Raw genomic sequence first — 18,346 nt, 5'->3', positions numbered from 1 at the left:
GCCTACAATCGGCGCATCATGCAAATTCTGAATATTGCGGCCTACAAATTCGTGGCGCTGGAGCCGTTGCCCACGCTGAAAACCGAGATGCTTCAGGCGCTGGCAACGCGCGAAATCAAGGGCACCGTGCTGCTCGCCGAAGAAGGCATCAATCTTTTCCTGGCCGCCCATAGCGCCGCCATTCATGATTTTTTGGCATGGCTTCGGCTTGACCCGCGTTTTCATGACCTTGAAGTCAAGGAAAGCTGGTCGGCGGCCCAGCCGTTTCACAAGCTGCTGGTCAAGATCAAGCCTGAAATCATCCGCATGAACCACCCGGCCATCCGCCCCTCGGCAGGCCGCGCCCCGGCGGTGGATGCGAGAACGCTCAAGCGCTGGCTCGACTGCGGGCAGGACGACGAAGGCCGGCCGGTGGCGATGCTGGACACGCGCAACACCTACGAGGTCGATGTCGGCACCTTCAGGCAGGCGATTGACTGGCGGCTGGAGAAATTCACCGAGTTTGCGCAGGCGGTGCAGGACCACCAAGACGAGTTGGCCGGCAAGACCATCGTGAGCTTTTGCACCGGCGGCATCCGCTGCGAGAAAGCGGCGATTTACCTGCGCGAAGCCGGCATTCAGAATGTTTACCAGCTCGACGGCGGCATCCTGAAATACTTCGAGGACTGCGGCCAGGCGCATTTTGACGGCGAATGCTTTGTCTTCGACGACCGCCGGGCGGTGGATGCAGCGCTCAAACCCCGGGTCAATCTAGGCGCATTGTCTGACAGCCAGGCCTGAAGCCTCATGGGAAGCTTGGCGCTCCAAATCCTCATGGATCTGCCATGTTGTCATTCCACAACGCTTTTATCGACGCTCAACCGGCATCGCAACTGACGCAGCGCTTCCAGACAGTTCGGGCGCAAACCGAGCGGCTGATTGAACCACTGAGCGCCGAGGATTGCCAGCTGCAATCCATGCCCGACGCCAGCCCGGCCAAGTGGCACCTGGCGCATGTCACCTGGTTTTTTGAAACCTTCGTGCTGGAGCGCTTCGAACCGGATTTCAAGCCTTTCGATGCCGGTTTCCGGGTTCTGTTCAACAGCTATTACAACGGTGTGGGCGACAAGTACCCGCGCCCTAGGCGGGGCCTCATCAGCCGCCCGTCGCTGCCGCAAGTGCTGGCCTACCGGCGCCAGGTCAATGCGCGCGTGCTGGAGCTTATTTCCAGGACCGACGAGGCCGACCGCATGCAACTGGCGCAGCTCATCAAGCTGGGACTGCAGCATGAACAGCAACACCAGGAACTGCTGCTGACCGACATCCAGCATGCCCTGTCGTTCAACCCGCAATGCCCTGCGTATGCCGGGCGCTGGCCGCTGGCCAGCACGGCGCCCCAGCCCGTGCGCTGGCATGCTTATGACGGCGGCCTGGTGCAGCATGGTTTCGACGCCGGCCTGGATGGCGATTTTGCGTTTGACAATGAAACGCCGCGCCACCCGGCGTATGTCGCCCCGTTCGAGCTGGCCAGCCGGCTGCTCACCAATGGCGAGATGCTCGAATTCATTTCGGACGAGGGCTACCGGCGGCCCGAGTTGTGGCTGGCCATGGGCTGGGACTGGGTGCAGGCCGGCCAGCATGATTTGCCGCTGTACTGGCAGGGCGAAGCGGGAAATTACCGCCATTTCACGCTGCAGGGGCTGCAGGAGGTTGACCCGAATACCCCCGCCTGCCACCTCAGCTATTTTGAAGCCGATGCGCTGGCGCGCTGGACCGGAGCGCGGCTGCCGACCGAGTTTGAATGGGAACTGGCGGCGCGCCTGTTGCCCGCGTCAAGCGCAAAGTCGGGCAATTTTGTCGAAACCGGGGCTTTTCATCCCCTGCCGCAACAGCAAGCCCGTGTTGAGGCGCCGGCGCAACTGCTGGGCGACGTGTGGGAATGGACGCAGTCGAACTACAACGCCTACCCCGGCTACCAGCCGTGGGAGGGCCTGGTCGGCGAATACAACGGCAAGTTCATGTGCAACCAGTTTGTGCTGCGCGGCGGCTCCTGCGCCACGCCGCAAAGCCATGTCCGCGCCAGCTACCGCAACTTTTTTCCACCCGACGCGCAGTGGCAGTTCAGCGGCGTGCGGCTGGCGCGCGATATTCAAGGCTAGCTCAAAGGTAAGGCGCTTTGGGCGCTGCGGGCTCCGCCAGCGCCGGCTTGCGTTCCGGCAGGGGAATGAATTCGGCATCGCCGGCAATCTGCCCCATCCTTTGCGCTGCCCAGTCATCGCCGGCCTGGGCAATGCGCTCCTTGCTGCTGGAGACAAAATTCCACCAGATGAAGCGCTTTCCATCGAGCTTGTCGCCGCCAATCACCACGAACCGCGCTGGTGCGTTCGCGCTGATCTGCGTCACCGCATCAGGCGCCAGGACGGCCAGGGTGCGCACCGCAACCGCTTCGCCATCGACCTGCAGGTCGCCTTCCACCCCGTAAAGCGCCAGTTCATCGGCCAGTGGCGGCAAATCAATGCGCTCACCGGCGGCCAGGCGGATGTCGAGGTAAACGGTTTTCGAGAAGGTTCTGACGGGCGAGGCATGCCCGAAAGCCTCGCCGATCAGCACCCGCACCTCGGACGCGCCCATCGGCACGACCGGAATATCCGCAGCCGGCGTGTGCACGAAGCCGGGCTCCGCCTCTTCATGAGCCCTGGGCAAGGCGGCCCACAGCTGCAGGCCATGCTGCTGGTAAACCTTGCCCCTGAGGTCATCCGGCGCGCGCTCGGAATGCACGATGCCGCGCCCGGCCGTCATCCAGTTGATCGCGCCGGGCTCGATGCGCTGGACCGAGCCCAGGCTGTCGCGGTGCAGCATGGCGCCTTCAAACAGGTAAGTCACCGTCGCCAGCCCGATGTGCGGATGGGGCCGCACGTCATGATTGGCGTCGGCTTGCACCGTGAACGGGCCGAAATGGTCAAAAAATATAAATGGGCCGACCGATTGGCGCGTTGCCGCTGGCAGCAGGCGGCTCACCACGAAGCCGCCGCCCAGGTCCTTGTCGTGTCCTGTCAGCTTGATGTCGATGCTCATGGAAGTCGCTCCAGTTGGGTGGTGATTTCAGTGGTGACCGCGCTCATGAGTTTGTGCAGCGGGCATTTTTGCGCAACGGCCTCCAGTTCCTTCAATTGCGCATCGGTCAGGTCGCCCCGCAGCTTGAGCGTGGCGGACAGGCGGTAAATGCCTTTGCGCTCATCCGTGTCGTCGCGCTCGACCAGCGTCTGGATGTCATCGACCGGAATGCCTTTCTTGCGGGCGTACCACATCACCGTCAGCGCCTTGCAGGCGCCCAGCGCGGCATCGTACAGATCATGCGGGCTGGGGCCGGCGTCTTCGCCGCCCTCGGCTTCGCTGACATCGGCCAGCAGCGCATGGCTGCGGATCTGCACCGTCTGCGCCAGGCTGGCGCTGCGGTCAAGCCTGAGTTCAATCGTCATGCGTTCTCCTTTTTTAACCATCGACATCGGCATTCAGCGCCGGAACCGGCTCGCCACATCGGCCACTCGCTCGCCAAAAGCGCGCGCTGTCTCCAGGTCGCCCGGCGCCATTTCACCTGCGCTGGCATCCGAAGGCGACTGGGACATGGCGCCGCTGTACGAGCCCAGGAAATTGGGATCGTTGCGCTGGGCGGCCTTGCTGTTGCTGGGCTGGATGCCCTGGCTGACCCAGATTCCGCCATGCTGCATGGCCAGCGTGAACAGGTAGTTCAGCGTGGACGACTTGTCGCCATTCAGGGCGGCGCTGCTGGTGAAGCCGGCAAACAACTTGTCCTTCCAGGTCTGCGCGTACCAGGGGCGGGACGATGCGTCGGCAAACCTCTTGAACTGCCAGCTGACGCTGCCCATGTAGGTCGGCGACCCCATGATGATGGCATCGGCCGCGTCCAGCAGGTTCCAGCCGCCCTGGGGCAGGTTGCCGTCGGCATCAATGGCGACGAGTTCGGCGCCCGCGCCCGCCGCGATGGCTTGCGCCATGCGCTGGGTGTGGCCATAGCCGGAGTGGTAGATCACGGCGATGACCGGCTCCTTTGAAGTGGCGCCGCCGTCCATCATGCGCCGCGCTTGTTGCCGTCAAAACTCCAGGCGCCGGCGCCCCAGGCGGCGACGGTCAGCAGCCCGCCGACCACGGCGATGTTCTTGAAAAAGGATTGCTGCTGCTGCATGACCTGGTCAGCCGGCACGGCCCAGAAGTTGTGAAAGATGAAGCTGATCACCACGGTGAACAGGGCAATGCCCAGCGCCGCCCAGCGCGTCTGCCAGCCGATCAGCAGCAGCATGCCCAGCCCCAGTTCGACACCGATGGCCGCCGCCGCAGCCAGTTCCGGAAGCGGCACGCCCTTGGAAGCGATGAAACCCGCCGTTCCTGCAAAGCCGGTGATCTTGCCGAAACCGGCAGGCACGAACAGCAGCGCCAGCAAGATGCGGCCGATCAGCGACAGGGGATTTTGGAGCGATGAAAACATGGTGAATCCTTGTTGGAGGTGAACGGGGGAAATAATGAATTAAAACAAGCTGTCAGGCAAGCTGGATGCGCCCATGCCGCCTGTAGGACGGCACGGCGCATCAAGCAAAAATCACCTCAGGGCGCCAGGTCAAACACCAGCACCTCGGCATCCTGGCCCTTGGAAAGCTCCAGCCGGCTTTCCGATTGCAGCGCCAGCGCATCGCCGCCGTGCAGGGTCTGCCCGTTGACTTCCAGCTGGCCGCGAACCAGGTGCACATAGGCTTTTCGCTGCGGATCAAGCGCCAGCACGGCCGCTTCGCCGCCATCGAACAAACCCGCATACAGCCTGGCGTCGGCATGGATCAGCACCGACCCCTGCGCGCCATCGCTCGATGCGACCAGCCGCAGCGCGCCGCGTTTATCAGCCTCGGGAAAGGTTTTCTGCTCGTAGCTCGGTGCAATGCCGGTGACGTTGGGCTCGATCCAGATCTGCAGAAAATGGGTGGTCTGGCCTTGGGCATGGTTGAACTCGCTGTGCCGCACGCCGCTCCCCGCGCTCATGCGCTGCACATCGCCCGGCGGAATGCCCTTGACGTTGCCGATGCTGTCCTGGTGCGCCAGTTCGCCGCTCAGCACATAGCTGATGATTTCCATGTTCTGGTGGCCATGCGTGCCAAAGCCACGGCCGGCGGCAACGCGGTCTTCATTGATGACGCGCAGGTTGCCAAAACCCATGTGCTCGGGGTCGTAGTAGCCGGCGAATGAAAAGGAATGGAAGGATTTGAGCCAGCCGTGGTCAGCATAGCCGCGCTCGCCGGAGGTTCGCAATGTCATCATGAGGTGCCCCTTTCAAGGTGCGTTGGAGATGTCTTTACTGTAAGCGCCGGACCGGCTTTGACCGTTGCTCCGGTTTGCTGGCATCATTCGAATTATTTGAATCTTTATCATGGCAACACTCCATAATCCGGTGCGCAATGCGCTTACGCCCGAAGTCATCCGCCTGATTGACGCCATCCACCGCAGCGGCAGCATGGCGGCGGCGGCGCGCGAACTCGGCGTGGTGCCCAGCGCCCTGACCTACCGCATCCGGCAGGTCGAGGACGCGCTCGACGTGCTGCTGTTTGACCGCTCCTCGCGCCAGGCCAAACTGACCGTGGCGGGCCACGAACTGCTGCGCGAAGGCAACCGCCTGCTGCTCGAACTCGATGCCATCGCCACCCGCGTCAAGCGCGTGGCCACCGGCTGGGAGCCGCAGTTCACGCTGGCGGTGGACAGTGTCATTTCACGCACCACCATCCTGGAGCTGTGCGAAGCCTTCTTTGCGATGAATCCACCCACGCGCCTGAAGATCCGGGAAGAAATCCTGTCGGGCACGCTCGAAGCGCTGACCTCGGGACAGGCCGACCTGTCCATCGGCGTGGCGCTGGAGCCGACGCTGGACAAATCGGTGCAAAGCAAGCCGCTGGGCAGCATGCATTTTGTGTACGCCGTGGCGCCGCATCATCCGCTGGCGCAGGCCGCCGAGCCGGTGAGCGATGCCCAGCTCATGCTGCACCGCGCCGTGGCCGTGGCCGATTCGGTCCAGCGGGGCGCCGGCATCACCGTCGGCCTGCTGAGCGGCCAGGACATCTTCACCGTTCCCGGCATGGAGGAAAAGCTCGATGCGCAACTGCGCGGACTGGGCGGCGGCTTTTTGCCGGAACACCTTGCGCGGCCGCATATCGACTCGGGCCGGCTGGTCGAAAAGAAGATCCAGCGCCCTCTCCGGGTGATACCGATGTGCTATGTGTGGCGCCGCGCGGCTGCCGGCGCCGAGGGACGCGCCCTGCAATGGTGGCTTGGGCAACTGGGCAATCCGGCCACCCGCAAGGCGCTGCTGGAGCGCCCCCACTCGCTATAAATCGGCGCTTCAAGCCGGCAGGCCCCAGCCAGCGGTGTAGAGTGTGCGCATGGCGTTCGTTGATGCCTCCCTTCTGGCCGCGAAGCCATTGCCCGATTCCTTCATTCGTTTTCCTTCACTCAAAAAAAGTAGAAAAGCATGACAAAAAAACCTCCCCTCGTTTCTTCTTCCGAAACCGCCAGGCAGCGCCACATTGCCGTCGTCGGCGCCGGCATTGCCGGCATCACCTGCGCGCGCACGCTGGTTAAAGCCGGCCACCAGGTGACTGTCTTTGAAAAAAGCAAGGGGGCCGGCGGCCGCATGGCAACCCGCGAGACCGAATTCGGCGCCTTTGACCCCGGCACACAGTACTTCACCGTGCGCGACGAACGCTTTGAAAAAGCGCTGGCCACGGCCTCGGGACTGGTGCGTCCATGGAGCGCCAACACCGTGCGCGTGCTGGACGACCTGGGCCGCGTCGTCGCCGCCTCGCTGCCGGCCAAGGAAGCCCACTGGGTCGCCACGCCGGGCATGAACGCGCTGCTTCGCCAGTGGGCCCAGCCCCTGGACGATGCCGGCCAGCTGGTGCTGGAAACCCGCGTCGTCTATATCGAGGAAGACAAGCTGGACCCGCAGCGCTGGCAATTGCAGACCGACGGCCCGGGCGCCAGCGTGCATTCGGGCTTTGATGCGGTGGTGCTGGCGATTCCCGCGCCGCAGGCCCATTCACTGCTGAGCGACTCGGAGCAGGCCGCGCCGCTGGTGGTGGACCTGGCGGGCGTGAACGTGGCGCCCTGCTGGACGCTGATGGTGGCTTTTCCGCAGGCGCAGCAGCCGACGCTGGCCAGCCTGGGGCCGCAGTGGAACGTGGCGCGCAGCACCCACCACCGCATTGCCTGGCTGGCGCGGGAGTCGTCCAAGCCCGGACGCGGCCCGATTGAGCGCTGGACGGTTCAGGCCAGCCCTGCCTGGTCGCAGCGCCACCTCGAAGACGATTCAGAGCGCGTGAAGGGCAAGTTGCTCAAGGCATTTACCGAAGTCACCGGCATCCGCGCCGAGCCGCCCTACGCCTCGGTGCATCGCTGGCGCTATGCGCAGACCAGCAAGCCGCTGGGCAAAACCCACGCCTGGGATGCGGCTTCCCGCATCGGCGCCTGTGGCGACTGGTGCCTGGGCCACCGGGTCGAGGACGGCTTTGTGTCGGGCCTGGAAATGGCGCTGGCCATTCTTTGACAAGCTGCCGGCGTGGGTTCGCAGGCTTACCGGGGGCGGTTTGCACCCTCGCCCACCGGCCCGCTGCATGCGGGCTCGCTCGTCGCGGCATTGGCCAGCTGGCTCGATGCCCGGGCGCACCAGGGCCAGTGGCTGGTGCGTATCGAGGATGTGGACACGCCGCGCTGCCTGCCGGGCGCCGGCCAGACCATCCTTGAGCAACTGGCCGCCTGCGGGCTCTTTCCCGATGAGCCGCCGGTGTACCAGTCGCAGCGCGGCGCGCTGTACCAGCAGGCGCTTGACCGGCTCGTCGCCGCAGGATGGGCCTATCCCTGCGGCTGCACGCGGCAGGACATTGCCCGCGCGCTGGCGGCCTCGGGGCAAGCCAGGCAGCGGCACGGCGAACTGGTGTATCCCGGCACCTGCCGCCAGGGCCTGAACGGCCGTCCCGCGCGGGCCTGGCGCTTGCGGGTCGATAAAAATGAACAAAAAAGTGCTTTTGCGCAAGAAGTACAAGCACTGGTAGCTATTGATTTAATAGCAAACTCAAGCACGGATTTGATGGAAGCCGAAGTCGCATGGCAAGACCGACTTCTCGGCCGCCAACACCAAAACGTCAGCCGCGACGTGGGCGACTTCGTGCTCAGGCGGGCCGATGGCCTGTGGGCCTACCAGCTGTCCGTGGTGGTCGATGACGCCGCGCAAGGCATCACGCATGTGGTGCGGGGCGCCGACCTGGCCGACAACACGGCGCGGCAAATCCTGCTGCAGCGCGCGCTCGGCCTGCCGACACCGCAGTATTTGCACACGCCGCTGGTGCTGGGCGCGAACGGCGAAAAGCTGTCCAAGCAAAACGGCGCGCAGGCGCTCCACACGTCCCGGCCGCTGGCCGCGCTGAACCAGGCCGCCGCCGTGCTGGGCCTGCCGCCCCAAACCGGCGACACCGCCGACGCGCTGGCCGCCTGGGTCAACGCGTGGAAAGATACGGCATGTCGCCCGCACGCACCCTTGTCCTGACCTCGCTGGCCATGACCGCCTTTGCCGGCAATTCGCTGCTGTGCCGGCTCGCGCTCAGGCAGACCGGCATTGATGCGGCCACCTTCACCGCCATCCGGCTGATTTCCGGCGCGGTGGTACTCTGGTTGATAGCGCGCAGATTTCGCGGCACCCAAGCCGGCGGGGGCAACTGGCTGTCGGCATGGGCGCTGTTTGCTTATGCGGCGTGTTTTTCGTTTGCCTATGTGAGCCTGCCCACGGGAACCGGCGCGCTGCTGCTTTTCAGCGCCGTCCAGGCCACCATGATCGGCTATGGCCTCTGGTCGGGCGAACGGCTGCGGCTGGCGCAACTCGCCGGTCTTGCGCTCGCCTTCAGTGGCCTTGCGGGACTGCTGCTGCCCGGTGTCTCGGCGCCGCCGCTGGGCGGTTCGGTGCTGATGCTGGTCGCCGGCATGTCGTGGGGCATCTATTCCCTGCGCGGAAAAGGTGCCGGCGACCCGACCCGGGTGACCGCCGGAAACTTCCTGCGGGCGGCACCGCTGGCCCTGGCCCTGAGCCTGTTCATGCTGCTGTTCAAGGGCGCAGCGCTGGATGCGGCCGGCTTCTGGCTGGCGATGGCGTCGGGCGCCTTGACATCGGGCATCGGCTACGCGATCTGGTACACCGCCTTGCCCGCGCTGAAGGCCACGAGCGCGGCCAGCGTGCAGCTCAGCGTCCCGGTCATCGCGGCGCTGGGCGGCATTGCCTTTCTCGGCGAGCCGGTCACGCTGCGCCTGGTGCTGGCGTCCGCCGCCATCCTGGGCGGCATCGCGCTGGTGCTGCTGCAAAAGCGCGCCGCGCCCGGCAGGCCCTGAACCCTGCCGGGCGGCGCACTAAAATCAGCGGGTGATTGAATCTTCCTCCCCCAACCCGCCCGCCTTGCATGAAGGCGCTCCCGCCGACGTGAGCCATCCCCGCAACATCCGCAGTTTCGTGCGCCGCACCGGCCGCACCACCGTCGGCCAGGCCAAGGCATTCGCCGATGTCGGTCCCCGGTTTCTGCTGGCCTACGCCGGCCTGCCGATGGATTTTTCAGCCGTCTATGAGCGTGACGCACCGACGATTCTTGAAATCGGCTTTGGCATGGGCGAAGCCACCGCGCACATCGCTGGATTGATGCCGGAAAAGAATTTCCTGTGCTGCGAAGTACACACGCCCGGCGTCGGCGCGCTGCTCAAGCGCATCGACGAACAGTCACTGACCAACATCCGCATCCTGCAGCACGACGCGGTCGAGGTGATTGACCACATGCTGCCCCTTGGTAGCCTGGACGGCGCGCACATCTTCTTCCCCGACCCGTGGCACAAGACCAAGCACAACAAGCGCCGGCTGATCCAGGCCCCGCTGATCGCCAAGCTGGCGGCGCGCCTCAAGCCCGGCGGCTACCTGCACTGCGCGACCGACTGGCAGCCGTATGCCGAGCAGATCCTTGAAGTTCTCAGCACCGAACCCTTGCTCAAAAATACGGCCGATGCCGCGAGCGATGGCTACGCGCCCAAGCCCGGCTACCGCCCGCTGACCAAGTTTGAAAACCGGGGCATCAAGCTCGGGCACGGCGTGTGGGACGTGGTGTTCACGCGCGCGTGAGCCCGCTTGCTGCCCATGGCGGACTGCCGACGAAGCGCGGCGTGAGCCCGAGCTGCGTCGGCCTGCCGGCAGGCGCCTGGCCCACGTTCACCGATTTTCTGGTCGAGCGCTTTCCCGCCATCACGCGGCAGACCTGGCTGGAGCGCATGGCGGCCGGCCTGGTGGCCGACGAGTTCGGCATGGCCGTGACACCCGAGCGCCCTTACCGGGGCCACATGCGGCTGTATTACTACCGCGCGCTGCCGGTCGAGCCGCGCATTCCGTTCGAAGCCACCGTGCTGTTCCAGGACGAGCATCTGGTGGTGGCCGACAAGCCGCATTTCCTGCCGGTCACGCCTTCGGGCCATTACCTGCAGGAAACGCTGCTGGTGCGGCTGAAAAACCAGTTGCGGCTGGACAGCCTGATCCCGATTCACCGCATCGACCGCGAAACGGCGGGCCTGGTGCTGTTTTCAGTCCGGCCCGCAGAACGCGACGCTTACCAGGCCTTGTTCCGGCGGCACGAAGTCGTCAAGCATTACGAAGCCGTGGCCTGCTGGCGGCCCGACTTGCAGTTTCCCCTGCGGCGCAAAACCCGCATCGTCGAGGATGAACCATTTTTCCGGCAGCGCGAAGTGCCGGGCGAGCCCAACAGCGAAACCCTGATTGATCTGCTGGAAATCAGGGGCCAACGGGCGCTCTACGCCCTGAGCCCCGTCACCGGGAAAAAGCACCAACTGCGCGTTCACATGAACGCGCTGGGCATGCCGATTTGCAACGACCGGATGTACCCGCCGGTTGAACCGACGCCTGAAGACGACTACGCCCTGCCGCTGCAACTGCTGGCCAGGTCGATTGCCTTTGCCGACCCGCTGACCGGCCAGCCACGGCGGTTTGAAAGCCGGCTCGGCTTATTGCCGGGCTGACGCAATCACTCTTATTTTGATAGCTGCCTACGCTTATCGGACAAGCACAAAAGGCCTATTTGGCATGTAAAAAAGACGATTCAACATGCCATAGAGCGCAGCCAGCCTCAAGCCTTGATTTCCCTGGCGGTGATCTGGTACTTGAAGTCATCCGGCGCGTAGGAGTCGAAGCGGCCGGCGGCATTCTCGCCAACTGGGTACATCAGGAAACCGAGCTTTTCGCCCTTGGAATTGGGCAAGGCCACGTCATGCGCGGTGTTGTAGGCCATCCAGTTGCCTTCCCAGCCGCCGAACAGCGCCTTGTTGACCGGCGCGACCACCGGGTTGGTGGTGTTCTTGATCCAGTCGGCGGTTTCCAGGCGCATGACCTTGGCCACGTCGGCCGGGTCCATCGCCACCCAGCCATAGCCCTTGAGATAGACCTCGGAGCGGCAGTGCTGCGCGCCCTTGAGGCTGGCCGGGTTGCCCGACAGCTCCTTGTAGCCAAAGGCCGATGGCACCAGCCGGATGCCGTACACGTCGCGCGCGGGCACGCCCACCGAGCGGCACAGGCCGACGAACAGCGCATTCAGGTCGGCGCATTTGCCGCCCAGGTTGCCGGTTTCCAGCATGGTCTTGATGTCGCCCTCGCCGCAGCCGCGCACCTTGGGTTCGCGGTAGGTGTTGGCCACGATCCAGTCATAAAGCTTCTGGGCTTTTTCGACATCGCCTCTAGCGCCCTGCGTGGCGGCCAGCGCGGTCTTGCGCACGATGCCGTCGGTCGGAATCAAGGTGGTGGCGCGGGTGAAATAGCGCAGCGTGTCGGCGTCCTCGGCCTTGGCGGTTTTTTGCGACCAGTCCATCGCGCGGCCCTGCGTCTGCACGCGGCTGGTAATTTCGACAAACGGCTTGGCTTCGCTGGCGGCGAATTCAACGTAGAGCATTTTTGCGCCGTCCTGGCCGTCCTGCACCAGCTTGGCCGTACCGTTGCTCGAAAAGCCGTTTTCGAGCGAATGCTGGTAGTCGCTGTTGACCGAGGGAATCGGCAGCCACACGCGCGTGACGCCTTCGGGCTTGGGAATGTCCACGCGGGTGGTGACTTCAAAGGTGCGCCAGCCGCCGCTCTGGGGCGCGAAGTTGCGGCGTGCAGCAGGTGCCGCTGCTGCGGGCGCCTGGGCGAAACCGAGGGCGGGCAAGGCAGCGGCCATGGCGGCGGCTGCGGTGTTCTTGAGGAAGCTGCGGCGTGCGGTGGTCATAGGTGAACTCCGGGAGGAAAGGATTAAGGAAAGGTCACGTGCACCGGCGCAGGTGAAGATGCGCCAGGAAGTGGAGCCCGGCTGGCGGGCAGCTGCAAGGCTGCCGCCCGCCACGGGCAACCCTTGATTATCGCCACAGCCGGCAAAAGCAGCGGTTTTTCAGGTCAAGGCGCGCCTACAACAGGCTGGCAATCAGCTTCTCGGCCGCCTTGCCGGTCCAGTCCACCTCGCCCTGCACCCGCAGGCGCGGCTGGCCATGGCGGTCGATGGCCAGCGTGGTCGGAAACACCTTGACGCCCCAGCGCCGGGCCGCCTGGCCATCGACATCGAGCAGCACCGGCAGGCTGATGCCGGTGCGTTTGGCAAACTGCAGCGCGCGCGCCGGGGCTTCCTTGAAGTTGATGGCCAGCACCAGAAGCTGCTCGGGGCCGTAGAGGTCGGCCATCTGCTGCAGCGTGGGCATTTCGGCGCGGCAAGGCTCGCACCAGCTGGCCCAGAAGTTGAGCAGCACCGCCCGCCCCTTGAAGTCGGCCGGGCGCCAGGTCTTGCCACTGGTATCGACCAGGCTGAAAGCCGCCACCGGCCCCGGCCATGGGCTGACCTCGTAGGCCGGCCCTGTCAGGCCCTGGGCACCCGCCCTGGCGAACAACGCCGAACTGGGAACGGTCAGGGAAGCTTGCAAAACATGGCGGCGTGAAGGCGATTCGATAGGCATGGCGGGAGCTTACCGGCGAATGAGAAAGCGTCCGGCGCACAAGGAAATGCTTCACCTGCTTTCTGGAACTTCGCTCACCCGGCCGTGAAGCCAGCCAATTTCATGCGGTCGCCAACTCGGCCTGCCTCGGCGCCTGTTGCCAGGCACGCTGGCGCAAGGCCGGGCTGACGCGGTAGCGCTCGCCCCGGTAAAACCCATCCAGGGCATCGAGCAGGCCAATGACCGCGCCGGCATCCCAGCGCGCCAGCCACTCAAACGGCCCGGCCGGGTAGTTCACGCCCAGCTTCATCGCCGCGTCGGCCCCTTCCGGGGTGCAGACGCCTTGCTGCACGGCGTCCATGGCTTCATTGATCAGCATGGCGATGGTTCTGGCCACCACCAGGCCAGGCGCATCGGCGATGCGCTGCGGGTTGAAACCCAGCGCCAGCAGCCAGTGCGAAGCCTGCTCCACCCAGGCCGCACTGGCGCGGCAAGATGGCGCCCAAGCCAGGGTGATGCCGGTCGCTGGCGACAGCGGCAAATCAAACACCGCCACATCAGCGCCCAGTTGCGAGGCGGGCCGGCCATCGGTCAGGCGCAGCATGGCGCCGTCCACGGCCAGACCGACCCAGTCGCTGCCTTCATCGCGGTGAAATGCGCGGCCAGCCTGCGCCAGCGTGGCAGCCAGACGCTCGGCCACCGGCCCCTGCCCGTGTACGTCCAACGCTTGCGCATGCGGCAGCGCGGCGGATTCCAAAACGGCGGCGATGGCGGGCTTGGCCGCACCGTCCGCGTAATCATAAAAACCGCGACCCGATTTACGGCCCAGCAAGCCGCCATCGACCAGCTCGCGCTGCACCAGCGACGGCACAAAACGCTTGTCGTGAAAATTGGCCTCGTAGACCGAATTCGTCACCGAGAAATTGGTGTCGTGGCCAATCAGGTCCATCAACTCGCACGGCCCCATGCGAAAGCCGGCGGCTCGCAGGCAGGCATCGAGCACAGCGGGCGTGGCGGCCTGCTCATGCAGCAGGGCCAGCGTTTCGGCGTAGTAAGGCCGGGCAATGCGGTTGACGATGAAACCCGGCGTCGAACGCGCATGCACCGGCACCTTGCCCCAGAGCTTGCAGAGTTCAAAAATCGCTTCGGCCACCGCAGGCGCCGTCTGCAGGCCGGACACCACCTCGACCAGTTGCATGAGCGGCACCGGGTTGAAGAAGTGCATGCCCACCAGACGGGCCGGATGCTGCAGCCCGTTGGCAATGGCCGTGACCGAGATCGACGAGGTGTTGGTCGCCAGCACGCAATCGGCGGCAAGGATGGCTTCGAGCTGCTGGAACAGCGCGCGCTTGGCATCGAGCTTTTCGACAATCGCCTCGACCACCAGGCCCGCCGAAGCGGCCTCTTCAAGCGCCTGAATCGGCCTGATGCACGACAGCGTTTGCGCCACGGCGTCAGCCTTCAGCTTGCCTTTGGCCACCAGCGCCTCCAGGCTGCTGGCAAGTTTCGCCTTTGCCTGGCTGGCTGCACCTTCGCGCATGTCATGCAGCATCACGCCATGGCCGGCTTGCGCTGCCACCTGCGCAATGCCGACACCCATGATGCCGGCGCCGACGACGAGCACCGGCACACTGTTCAGATTCTTGGTCGTCATTCGGGAATCCAGTTGGCAGGCCGTTTACCCAGAAAAGCGGCGAAGCCTTCACGCGCCTCGTCGGTGCCGCGCACGCGGCTGATGGTTTGGGCGGTCAACTCGCGCACTTCGGGCGTGACGCCGCCCACTTCAAACTGCGCATACAGCGCCTTGATCTCACGCTGCGAATTCGGGCCACCAACCAGCAGTTCTTTCACCGTGGCGTCGATGGCCGCGTCGAGTTCATCGAGCGCCACCACCTGCTGCACCAGGCCGATGGCCAGCGCTTCAGGGGCGGCGATGCGGGTGGTCGTCAGCGCCAGACGCAGGGCCTGGCGCTTGCCGACCGCATTGGTCAGGTAAGGGCCGATGACGGCCGGCAGGATGCCGAACCTGGCTTCGCTGACCGCAAAGCTGGCGTTGTCCGCCGCGATGGCGATGTCGCAGACGCAGGCCAGACCGACCCCGCCGCCCAGTGCCGCGCCCTGCACCCGCGCCAGCGTGGGCTTGGGGCAGTTCTCGATGCGTGACAGCATGGCGGCAAAGCGGCGGGCATCGTCCAGGTTCCATTCGCGTGAGGCAGCGCTGGCGCGCTGCATCCACTTCAGGTCGGCGCCGGCGCTGAAGTGCTTGCCTTCGCCGGCCAGCACGATGACGCGCACCGCCGGGTCGGCGCCCAGTTCGGCAAAGACCGCGTCCAGCTCGGCAATCATCACCTCATCGAAGGCATTGAACACCGCCGGGCGCGCCATGGTCACCTGCACCACGCCGGCGGCGCGGTGTGAAACGGCGATGGTTGTCAAGGTTTGCAATTCGCTCATCAATACGTCTCCAGATGCAGCCGGCCCTCTGTCTTGAGCGCTGCGCCCACGGCATCCCAGTTCAGGCCGGCCTGCTGCGCCACGTCGCGCAGGGCCAGCACCACGCCTTCCTCCATGCTTTTGAGGCCGCAGACGTAAAAGCAGGTCGCCGGGTCTTGCAGCAGCAGGGCCAGGTCGGCGGCGCGCTCGCGCATCACGTCCTGTACGTAGCGCTTGGGTGCGCCGGGCCTGCGCGAGAATGCAAAGTTGATATCGATGAAATCCTTGGGCAGATTCTGCAAGGGGCCGAAGTAAGGCAGTTCTTCCTGGGTGCGGGCGCCAAAAAACAGCATCAGCTTGCCTTCCTCGAACTTGCCGGACTTGCGCAGGCGGCGGCGCCATTCGGTCATGGCTCGCATGGGTGCGCTGCCGGTGCCGGTGCAGATCATCACGATGTTGGAGCGCGGATGATTGGGCATCAGGAAGCTCGTGCCAAACGGCCCCATCACCTGTACCGTATCGCCCACCCGCAAATCGCACATGTAGTTCGACCCCACGCCGCGCACCGGCCTGCCCTGATGGTCTTCGAGCACCCGCTTGATCGTCAGCGAGAGGTTGTTGTAGCCGGGCCGCTCGCCGTTGCGCGGGCTGGCAATCGAATACTGGCGCGCAAAATGCGGCCGGCCGCTGGCGTCAACGCCTGGCGGAATGATGCCGATGGACTGGCCTTCGAGCACCGGAAACGGCATTTTTCCGAAGTCCAGCACGATGTGGTGCGTGTCGTAATCGTCGCTGCCAACCTCGGTCACCCGGACATTGCCGGTGACGGTGGCGGTGACTGATTTTTCGGCCGTTTTCGGCCCGTACAGGTTGACGTAGGCATGCGCAGCCGACCACGGCGGCAGGGTCGCGCCGTACTGGGCACTGTTGAACACCGCTTCGCCATTGCTGGCGGCAGGCAACGAAGGTGAAACCGGCTCGATGTCGGGCACCGCGCCGGCGGCGACGCCTTCGGCGGCAAGTTCCTCGGGCGTGAGTTCGGGCGGCAACTCGTCCCAGCCCAGTTGCGCGTCCAGGCTGTAAGCCTTGACGCGCGGCATGGTGCGCCAGTTGTCAATCGAGCCGGTCGGGCACGGAGAAATGCAGGCCATGCAGAAATTGCATTTTTCGGCATCCACCACGTAGTTGCGCGAATCATGCGTGATCGCCTGCACCGGGCAAATGGCTTCGCAGGTGTTGCAGCGAATGCAGATTTCAGGGTCGATCAAGTGCTGCTTGATCACGTGTATTTCGGTCATGTCCATGATGGCGTTTCCCGGTAATCGGCTTCAATGACAAACAGGGCCGCCAGATCCCCACCAGCAGGGGCCGCGGAACCGGCTTTGCCGGGCCGCAGGCGCAGCGGCCCCCTCGGGGGGCAGCGAACCACACGAAGTGGGGAGCGTGGGGGCTCAATGAACTTCAATTAAATCGCACGTAGTCGAAGTCCACCGGCTGGCGGTTGATACCCATGACGGGCGGCGCAATCCAGTTAGCGAACTTGCCCGGCTCGACGCAGCGGCCCATCAGGCTGGCGACATAGGCCCGGTCTTCGTTGCTCGGCACCCACTGATCGACCGAGGCGTTCCATTCAGCCTCGGACACCACGCGGCCATTGGGCGACACCTTCACGCCCGACAGCGCGCCGATGTTGCGGTGAAACGCCTTGTGTGGCACGCGCAGGTGAAAGGGGATGCCGGCCTTGTCCAGCACCTTGTTCCAGCGCTCGACGCCCGAGATGGAGTCCTTGATGTAGTCGTCGCGCAGCACTTCATTGAGCGCATTGAGCATCGGCACTTCCTTTTCGACCAGCTGGCCGTCTTTGGCTTCGATCACCTTGTAGGTCTGGCCCTTGAGCACATGGTCATCGACGCGCTTGCCTTCTTCGTAGCGGCCCTTCAGGCCCGAGCTGTAGAAGGTGGCGGCATTGCTTGACTCGTCGGCGCCGAACAGGTCGATGGTGACGCTGAAGTGGAAGTTGATGTAGCGCTGGATGGTCGGCAAGTCGATCACGCCGGCGGCGCGCAGCTTGCCCACGTCGTCGGTTTTCAGCTCGTTCATCTTTTGCGCGGTGCGCTGGATGACGCGGGAAATTCCGCTTTCGCCGACGAACATGTGATGCGCTTCCTCGGTCAGCATGAACTTGGTCGTGCGGGCCAGCGGGTCAAAAGCGCTTTCGGCCAGCGCGCAGAGCTGGTACTTGCCGTCGCGGTCGGTGAAGTAGGTGAACATGAAAAAGCTCAGCCAGTCGGGCGTCTTCTCGTTGAAAGCCGCCAGGATGCGCGGGTTGTTGGCGTCGCCGCTGCGGCGCTCCAGCAGGCCCTCGGCTTCTTCGCGGCCGTCGCGGCCGAAATGCTTGTGCAGCAGGTAAACCATCGCCCACAGGTGGCGGCCTTCCTCGACGTTGACCTGAAACAGGTTGCGCAGGTCGTACATGCTGGGCGCGGTCAGGCCGAGGTGGCGCTGCTGCTCGACGGATGCCGGCTCGGTGTCGCCCTGCGTCACGATGATGCGGCGCAGGTTGGCGCGGTGCTCGCCGGGAACGTCCTGCCAGGCCTTTTCACCCTTGTGGTCGCCGAAGTGGATGGTGCGGTCGGCTTCGCCCGGGTTCAGGAAAACGCCCCAGCGGTAGTCGCGCATCTTGACGTGGCCAAACTGCGCCCAGCCGTTCGGATCGACGCTGACGGCCGTGCGCAGGTACACATCCATGTTGGTCGAGCCTTCGGGGCCGACATCGTCCCACCAGCTGATGAAATTGGGCTGCCACTGCTCAAGCGCGCGCTGCAATGTGCGGTCGTCGCTCAGGTTGACGTTGTTGGGAATCTTTTCGCTGTAATTAATGCTGGACATCATGGTCTCCAAG

General features: G+C 64.7%; 19 protein-coding genes. 8 read left to right on the top strand and 11 right to left on the bottom strand.

Annotation, left to right across the window (positions count from 1 at the left end; translation table 11 throughout):
• The first annotated feature begins 15 nt into the window (after window positions 1–15).
• Window positions 16–780 carry a sulfurtransferase gene (locus ABLV49_RS06275; RefSeq protein ID WP_349281626.1) on the top strand — a complete coding sequence of 255 codons (765 nt, stop codon included), beginning with the start codon at window positions 16–18 and terminating at the stop codon, window positions 778–780.
• A 44-nt stretch (window positions 781–824) separates the two neighbouring features.
• Window positions 825–2,138 carry an ergothioneine biosynthesis protein EgtB gene (gene egtB / locus ABLV49_RS06270; protein WP_349280778.1) on the top strand — a complete coding sequence of 438 codons (1,314 nt, stop codon included), beginning with the start codon at window positions 825–827 and terminating at the stop codon, window positions 2,136–2,138.
• A 1-nt stretch (window position 2,139) separates the two neighbouring features.
• Here the strand turns inward: egtB and ABLV49_RS06265 are convergent, their stop codons facing one another.
• The 5 genes from ABLV49_RS06265 to ABLV49_RS06245 all read right to left on the bottom strand — a co-directional run bounded on the left by ABLV49_RS06265 (window position 2,140) and on the right by ABLV49_RS06245 (window position 5,301).
• Window positions 2,140–3,054, bottom strand: a complete 915-nt coding sequence (locus ABLV49_RS06265; RefSeq protein WP_349280777.1) for a pirin family protein — start codon at window positions 3,052–3,054, stop codon at window positions 2,140–2,142.
• Entirely contained in the window at window positions 3,051–3,458 is a 408-nt protein-coding gene (locus tag ABLV49_RS06260) for an OsmC family protein (protein ID WP_349280776.1), read from the bottom strand. Before ABLV49_RS06260 ends, ABLV49_RS06265 begins: the two co-directional genes overlap by 4 nt.
• 33 nt (window positions 3,459–3,491) lie before the next feature.
• Entirely contained in the window at window positions 3,492–4,073 is a 582-nt protein-coding gene (locus ABLV49_RS06255) for a flavodoxin family protein (protein ID WP_349280775.1), read from the bottom strand.
• Complete coding sequence (locus ABLV49_RS06250; RefSeq protein WP_349280774.1) at window positions 4,070–4,483, bottom strand: DoxX family protein; 414 nt, start codon at window positions 4,481–4,483, stop codon at window positions 4,070–4,072. Before ABLV49_RS06250 ends, ABLV49_RS06255 begins: the two co-directional genes overlap by 4 nt.
• 116 nt (window positions 4,484–4,599) lie before the next feature.
• A complete protein-coding gene (locus tag ABLV49_RS06245) occupies window positions 4,600–5,301 on the bottom strand; it encodes a pirin family protein (RefSeq protein WP_349280773.1) in 702 nt (233 codons plus the stop codon).
• A gap of 109 nt (window positions 5,302–5,410) precedes the next feature.
• Here ABLV49_RS06245 and ABLV49_RS06240 point away from each other — a divergent pair, with 109 nt between their 5' ends.
• The 6 genes from ABLV49_RS06240 to ABLV49_RS06215 all read left to right on the top strand — a co-directional run bounded on the left by ABLV49_RS06240 (window position 5,411) and on the right by ABLV49_RS06215 (window position 11,082).
• Window positions 5,411–6,364, top strand: coding sequence for a LysR family transcriptional regulator (locus ABLV49_RS06240; protein ID WP_349280772.1), 954 nt, complete (start codon window positions 5,411–5,413; stop codon window positions 6,362–6,364).
• A 138-nt stretch (window positions 6,365–6,502) separates the two neighbouring features.
• Window positions 6,503–7,576 carry an NAD(P)/FAD-dependent oxidoreductase gene (locus ABLV49_RS06235; protein ID WP_349280771.1) on the top strand — a complete coding sequence of 358 codons (1,074 nt, stop codon included), beginning with the start codon at window positions 6,503–6,505 and terminating at the stop codon, window positions 7,574–7,576.
• Window positions 7,577–7,588: 12 nt separating this feature from the next.
• Entirely contained in the window at window positions 7,589–8,572 is a 984-nt protein-coding gene (gene gluQRS / locus ABLV49_RS06230) for a tRNA glutamyl-Q(34) synthetase GluQRS (RefSeq protein ID WP_349280770.1), read from the top strand.
• Window positions 8,545–9,405, top strand: a complete 861-nt coding sequence (locus tag ABLV49_RS06225) for a DMT family transporter (protein WP_349280769.1) — start codon at window positions 8,545–8,547, stop codon at window positions 9,403–9,405. Before gluQRS ends, ABLV49_RS06225 begins: the two co-directional genes overlap by 28 nt.
• 31 nt (window positions 9,406–9,436) lie before the next feature.
• On the top strand, window positions 9,437–10,177 hold the full coding sequence (trmB, locus tag ABLV49_RS06220; protein WP_349280768.1) for a tRNA (guanosine(46)-N7)-methyltransferase TrmB: 741 nt from the start codon (window positions 9,437–9,439) through the stop codon (window positions 10,175–10,177).
• Window positions 10,174–11,082 carry an RluA family pseudouridine synthase gene (locus tag ABLV49_RS06215; RefSeq protein WP_349280767.1) on the top strand — a complete coding sequence of 303 codons (909 nt, stop codon included), beginning with the start codon at window positions 10,174–10,176 and terminating at the stop codon, window positions 11,080–11,082. The genes trmB and ABLV49_RS06215 overlap by 4 nt, the downstream gene beginning before the upstream one ends.
• Before the next feature lie 107 nt (window positions 11,083–11,189).
• On the opposite strand, the gene ABLV49_RS06210 is transcribed toward ABLV49_RS06215, so the two are convergent.
• The 6 genes from ABLV49_RS06210 to boxB form a co-directional block, all read right to left on the bottom strand.
• Window positions 11,190–12,317: a transglutaminase-like domain-containing protein gene (locus tag ABLV49_RS06210; protein ID WP_349280766.1), complete on the bottom strand. Its 1,128-nt coding sequence runs from the start codon at window positions 12,315–12,317 to the stop codon at window positions 11,190–11,192.
• Between the two features lie 175 nt (window positions 12,318–12,492).
• A complete protein-coding gene (locus ABLV49_RS06205; RefSeq protein ID WP_349280765.1) occupies window positions 12,493–13,032 on the bottom strand; it encodes a TlpA family protein disulfide reductase in 540 nt (179 codons plus the stop codon).
• A 100-nt stretch (window positions 13,033–13,132) separates the two neighbouring features.
• Window positions 13,133–14,665 (bottom strand): 3-hydroxyacyl-CoA dehydrogenase, encoded by a 1,533-nt coding sequence (locus ABLV49_RS06200; RefSeq protein ID WP_349280764.1) that lies wholly within the window; start codon window positions 14,663–14,665, stop codon window positions 13,133–13,135.
• Complete coding sequence (locus ABLV49_RS06195) at window positions 14,662–15,465, bottom strand: enoyl-CoA hydratase-related protein (protein WP_349280763.1); 804 nt, start codon at window positions 15,463–15,465, stop codon at window positions 14,662–14,664. The genes ABLV49_RS06200 and ABLV49_RS06195 overlap by 4 nt, the downstream gene beginning before the upstream one ends.
• On the bottom strand, window positions 15,465–16,748 hold the full coding sequence (gene boxA / locus ABLV49_RS06190) for a benzoyl-CoA 2,3-epoxidase subunit BoxA (RefSeq protein ID WP_349280762.1): 1,284 nt from the start codon (window positions 16,746–16,748) through the stop codon (window positions 15,465–15,467). Before boxA ends, ABLV49_RS06195 begins: the two co-directional genes overlap by 1 nt.
• A 157-nt stretch (window positions 16,749–16,905) precedes the next feature.
• A complete protein-coding gene (boxB, locus tag ABLV49_RS06185; protein WP_349280761.1) occupies window positions 16,906–18,333 on the bottom strand; it encodes a benzoyl-CoA 2,3-epoxidase subunit BoxB in 1,428 nt (475 codons plus the stop codon).
• Between the last annotated feature and the right edge of the window lie 13 nt (window positions 18,334–18,346).

The sequence above is a fragment of the Polaromonas hydrogenivorans genome (assembly GCF_040105105.1).
GTDB classification, from domain to species: domain Bacteria; phylum Pseudomonadota; class Gammaproteobacteria; order Burkholderiales; family Burkholderiaceae_C; genus Polaromonas; species Polaromonas hydrogenivorans.
Note: the sequence above shows the minus strand (reverse complement) of the source record. Positions and strands in the feature narration are given on the sequence as shown.

Coding starts and splice junctions, on each gene's coding strand:
- egtB (WP_349280778.1), top strand. CDS start 825: ATGTTGTCATTCCACAACGCTTTTATCGACGCTCAACCGGCATCGCAA.
- ABLV49_RS06265 (WP_349280777.1), bottom strand. CDS start 3,054: ATGAGCATCGACATCAAGCTGACAGGACACGACAAGGACCTGGGCGGC.
- ABLV49_RS06260 (WP_349280776.1), bottom strand. CDS start 3,458: ATGACGATTGAACTCAGGCTTGACCGCAGCGCCAGCCTGGCGCAGACG.
- ABLV49_RS06255 (WP_349280775.1), bottom strand. CDS start 4,073: ATGATGGACGGCGGCGCCACTTCAAAGGAGCCGGTCATCGCCGTGATC.
- ABLV49_RS06250 (WP_349280774.1), bottom strand. CDS start 4,483: ATGTTTTCATCGCTCCAAAATCCCCTGTCGCTGATCGGCCGCATCTTG.
- ABLV49_RS06245 (WP_349280773.1), bottom strand. CDS start 5,301: ATGATGACATTGCGAACCTCCGGCGAGCGCGGCTATGCTGACCACGGC.
- ABLV49_RS06240 (WP_349280772.1), top strand. CDS start 5,411: ATGGCAACACTCCATAATCCGGTGCGCAATGCGCTTACGCCCGAAGTC.
- ABLV49_RS06235 (WP_349280771.1), top strand. CDS start 6,503: ATGACAAAAAAACCTCCCCTCGTTTCTTCTTCCGAAACCGCCAGGCAG.
- ABLV49_RS06225 (WP_349280769.1), top strand. CDS start 8,545: ATGTCGCCCGCACGCACCCTTGTCCTGACCTCGCTGGCCATGACCGCC.
- ABLV49_RS06210 (WP_349280766.1), bottom strand. CDS start 12,317: ATGACCACCGCACGCCGCAGCTTCCTCAAGAACACCGCAGCCGCCGCC.
- ABLV49_RS06205 (WP_349280765.1), bottom strand. CDS start 13,032: ATGCCTATCGAATCGCCTTCACGCCGCCATGTTTTGCAAGCTTCCCTG.
- ABLV49_RS06200 (WP_349280764.1), bottom strand. CDS start 14,665: ATGACGACCAAGAATCTGAACAGTGTGCCGGTGCTCGTCGTCGGCGCC.
- ABLV49_RS06195 (WP_349280763.1), bottom strand. CDS start 15,465: ATGAGCGAATTGCAAACCTTGACAACCATCGCCGTTTCACACCGCGCC.
- boxA (WP_349280762.1), bottom strand. CDS start 16,748: ATGGACATGACCGAAATACACGTGATCAAGCAGCACTTGATCGACCCT.
- boxB (WP_349280761.1), bottom strand. CDS start 18,333: ATGTCCAGCATTAATTACAGCGAAAAGATTCCCAACAACGTCAACCTG.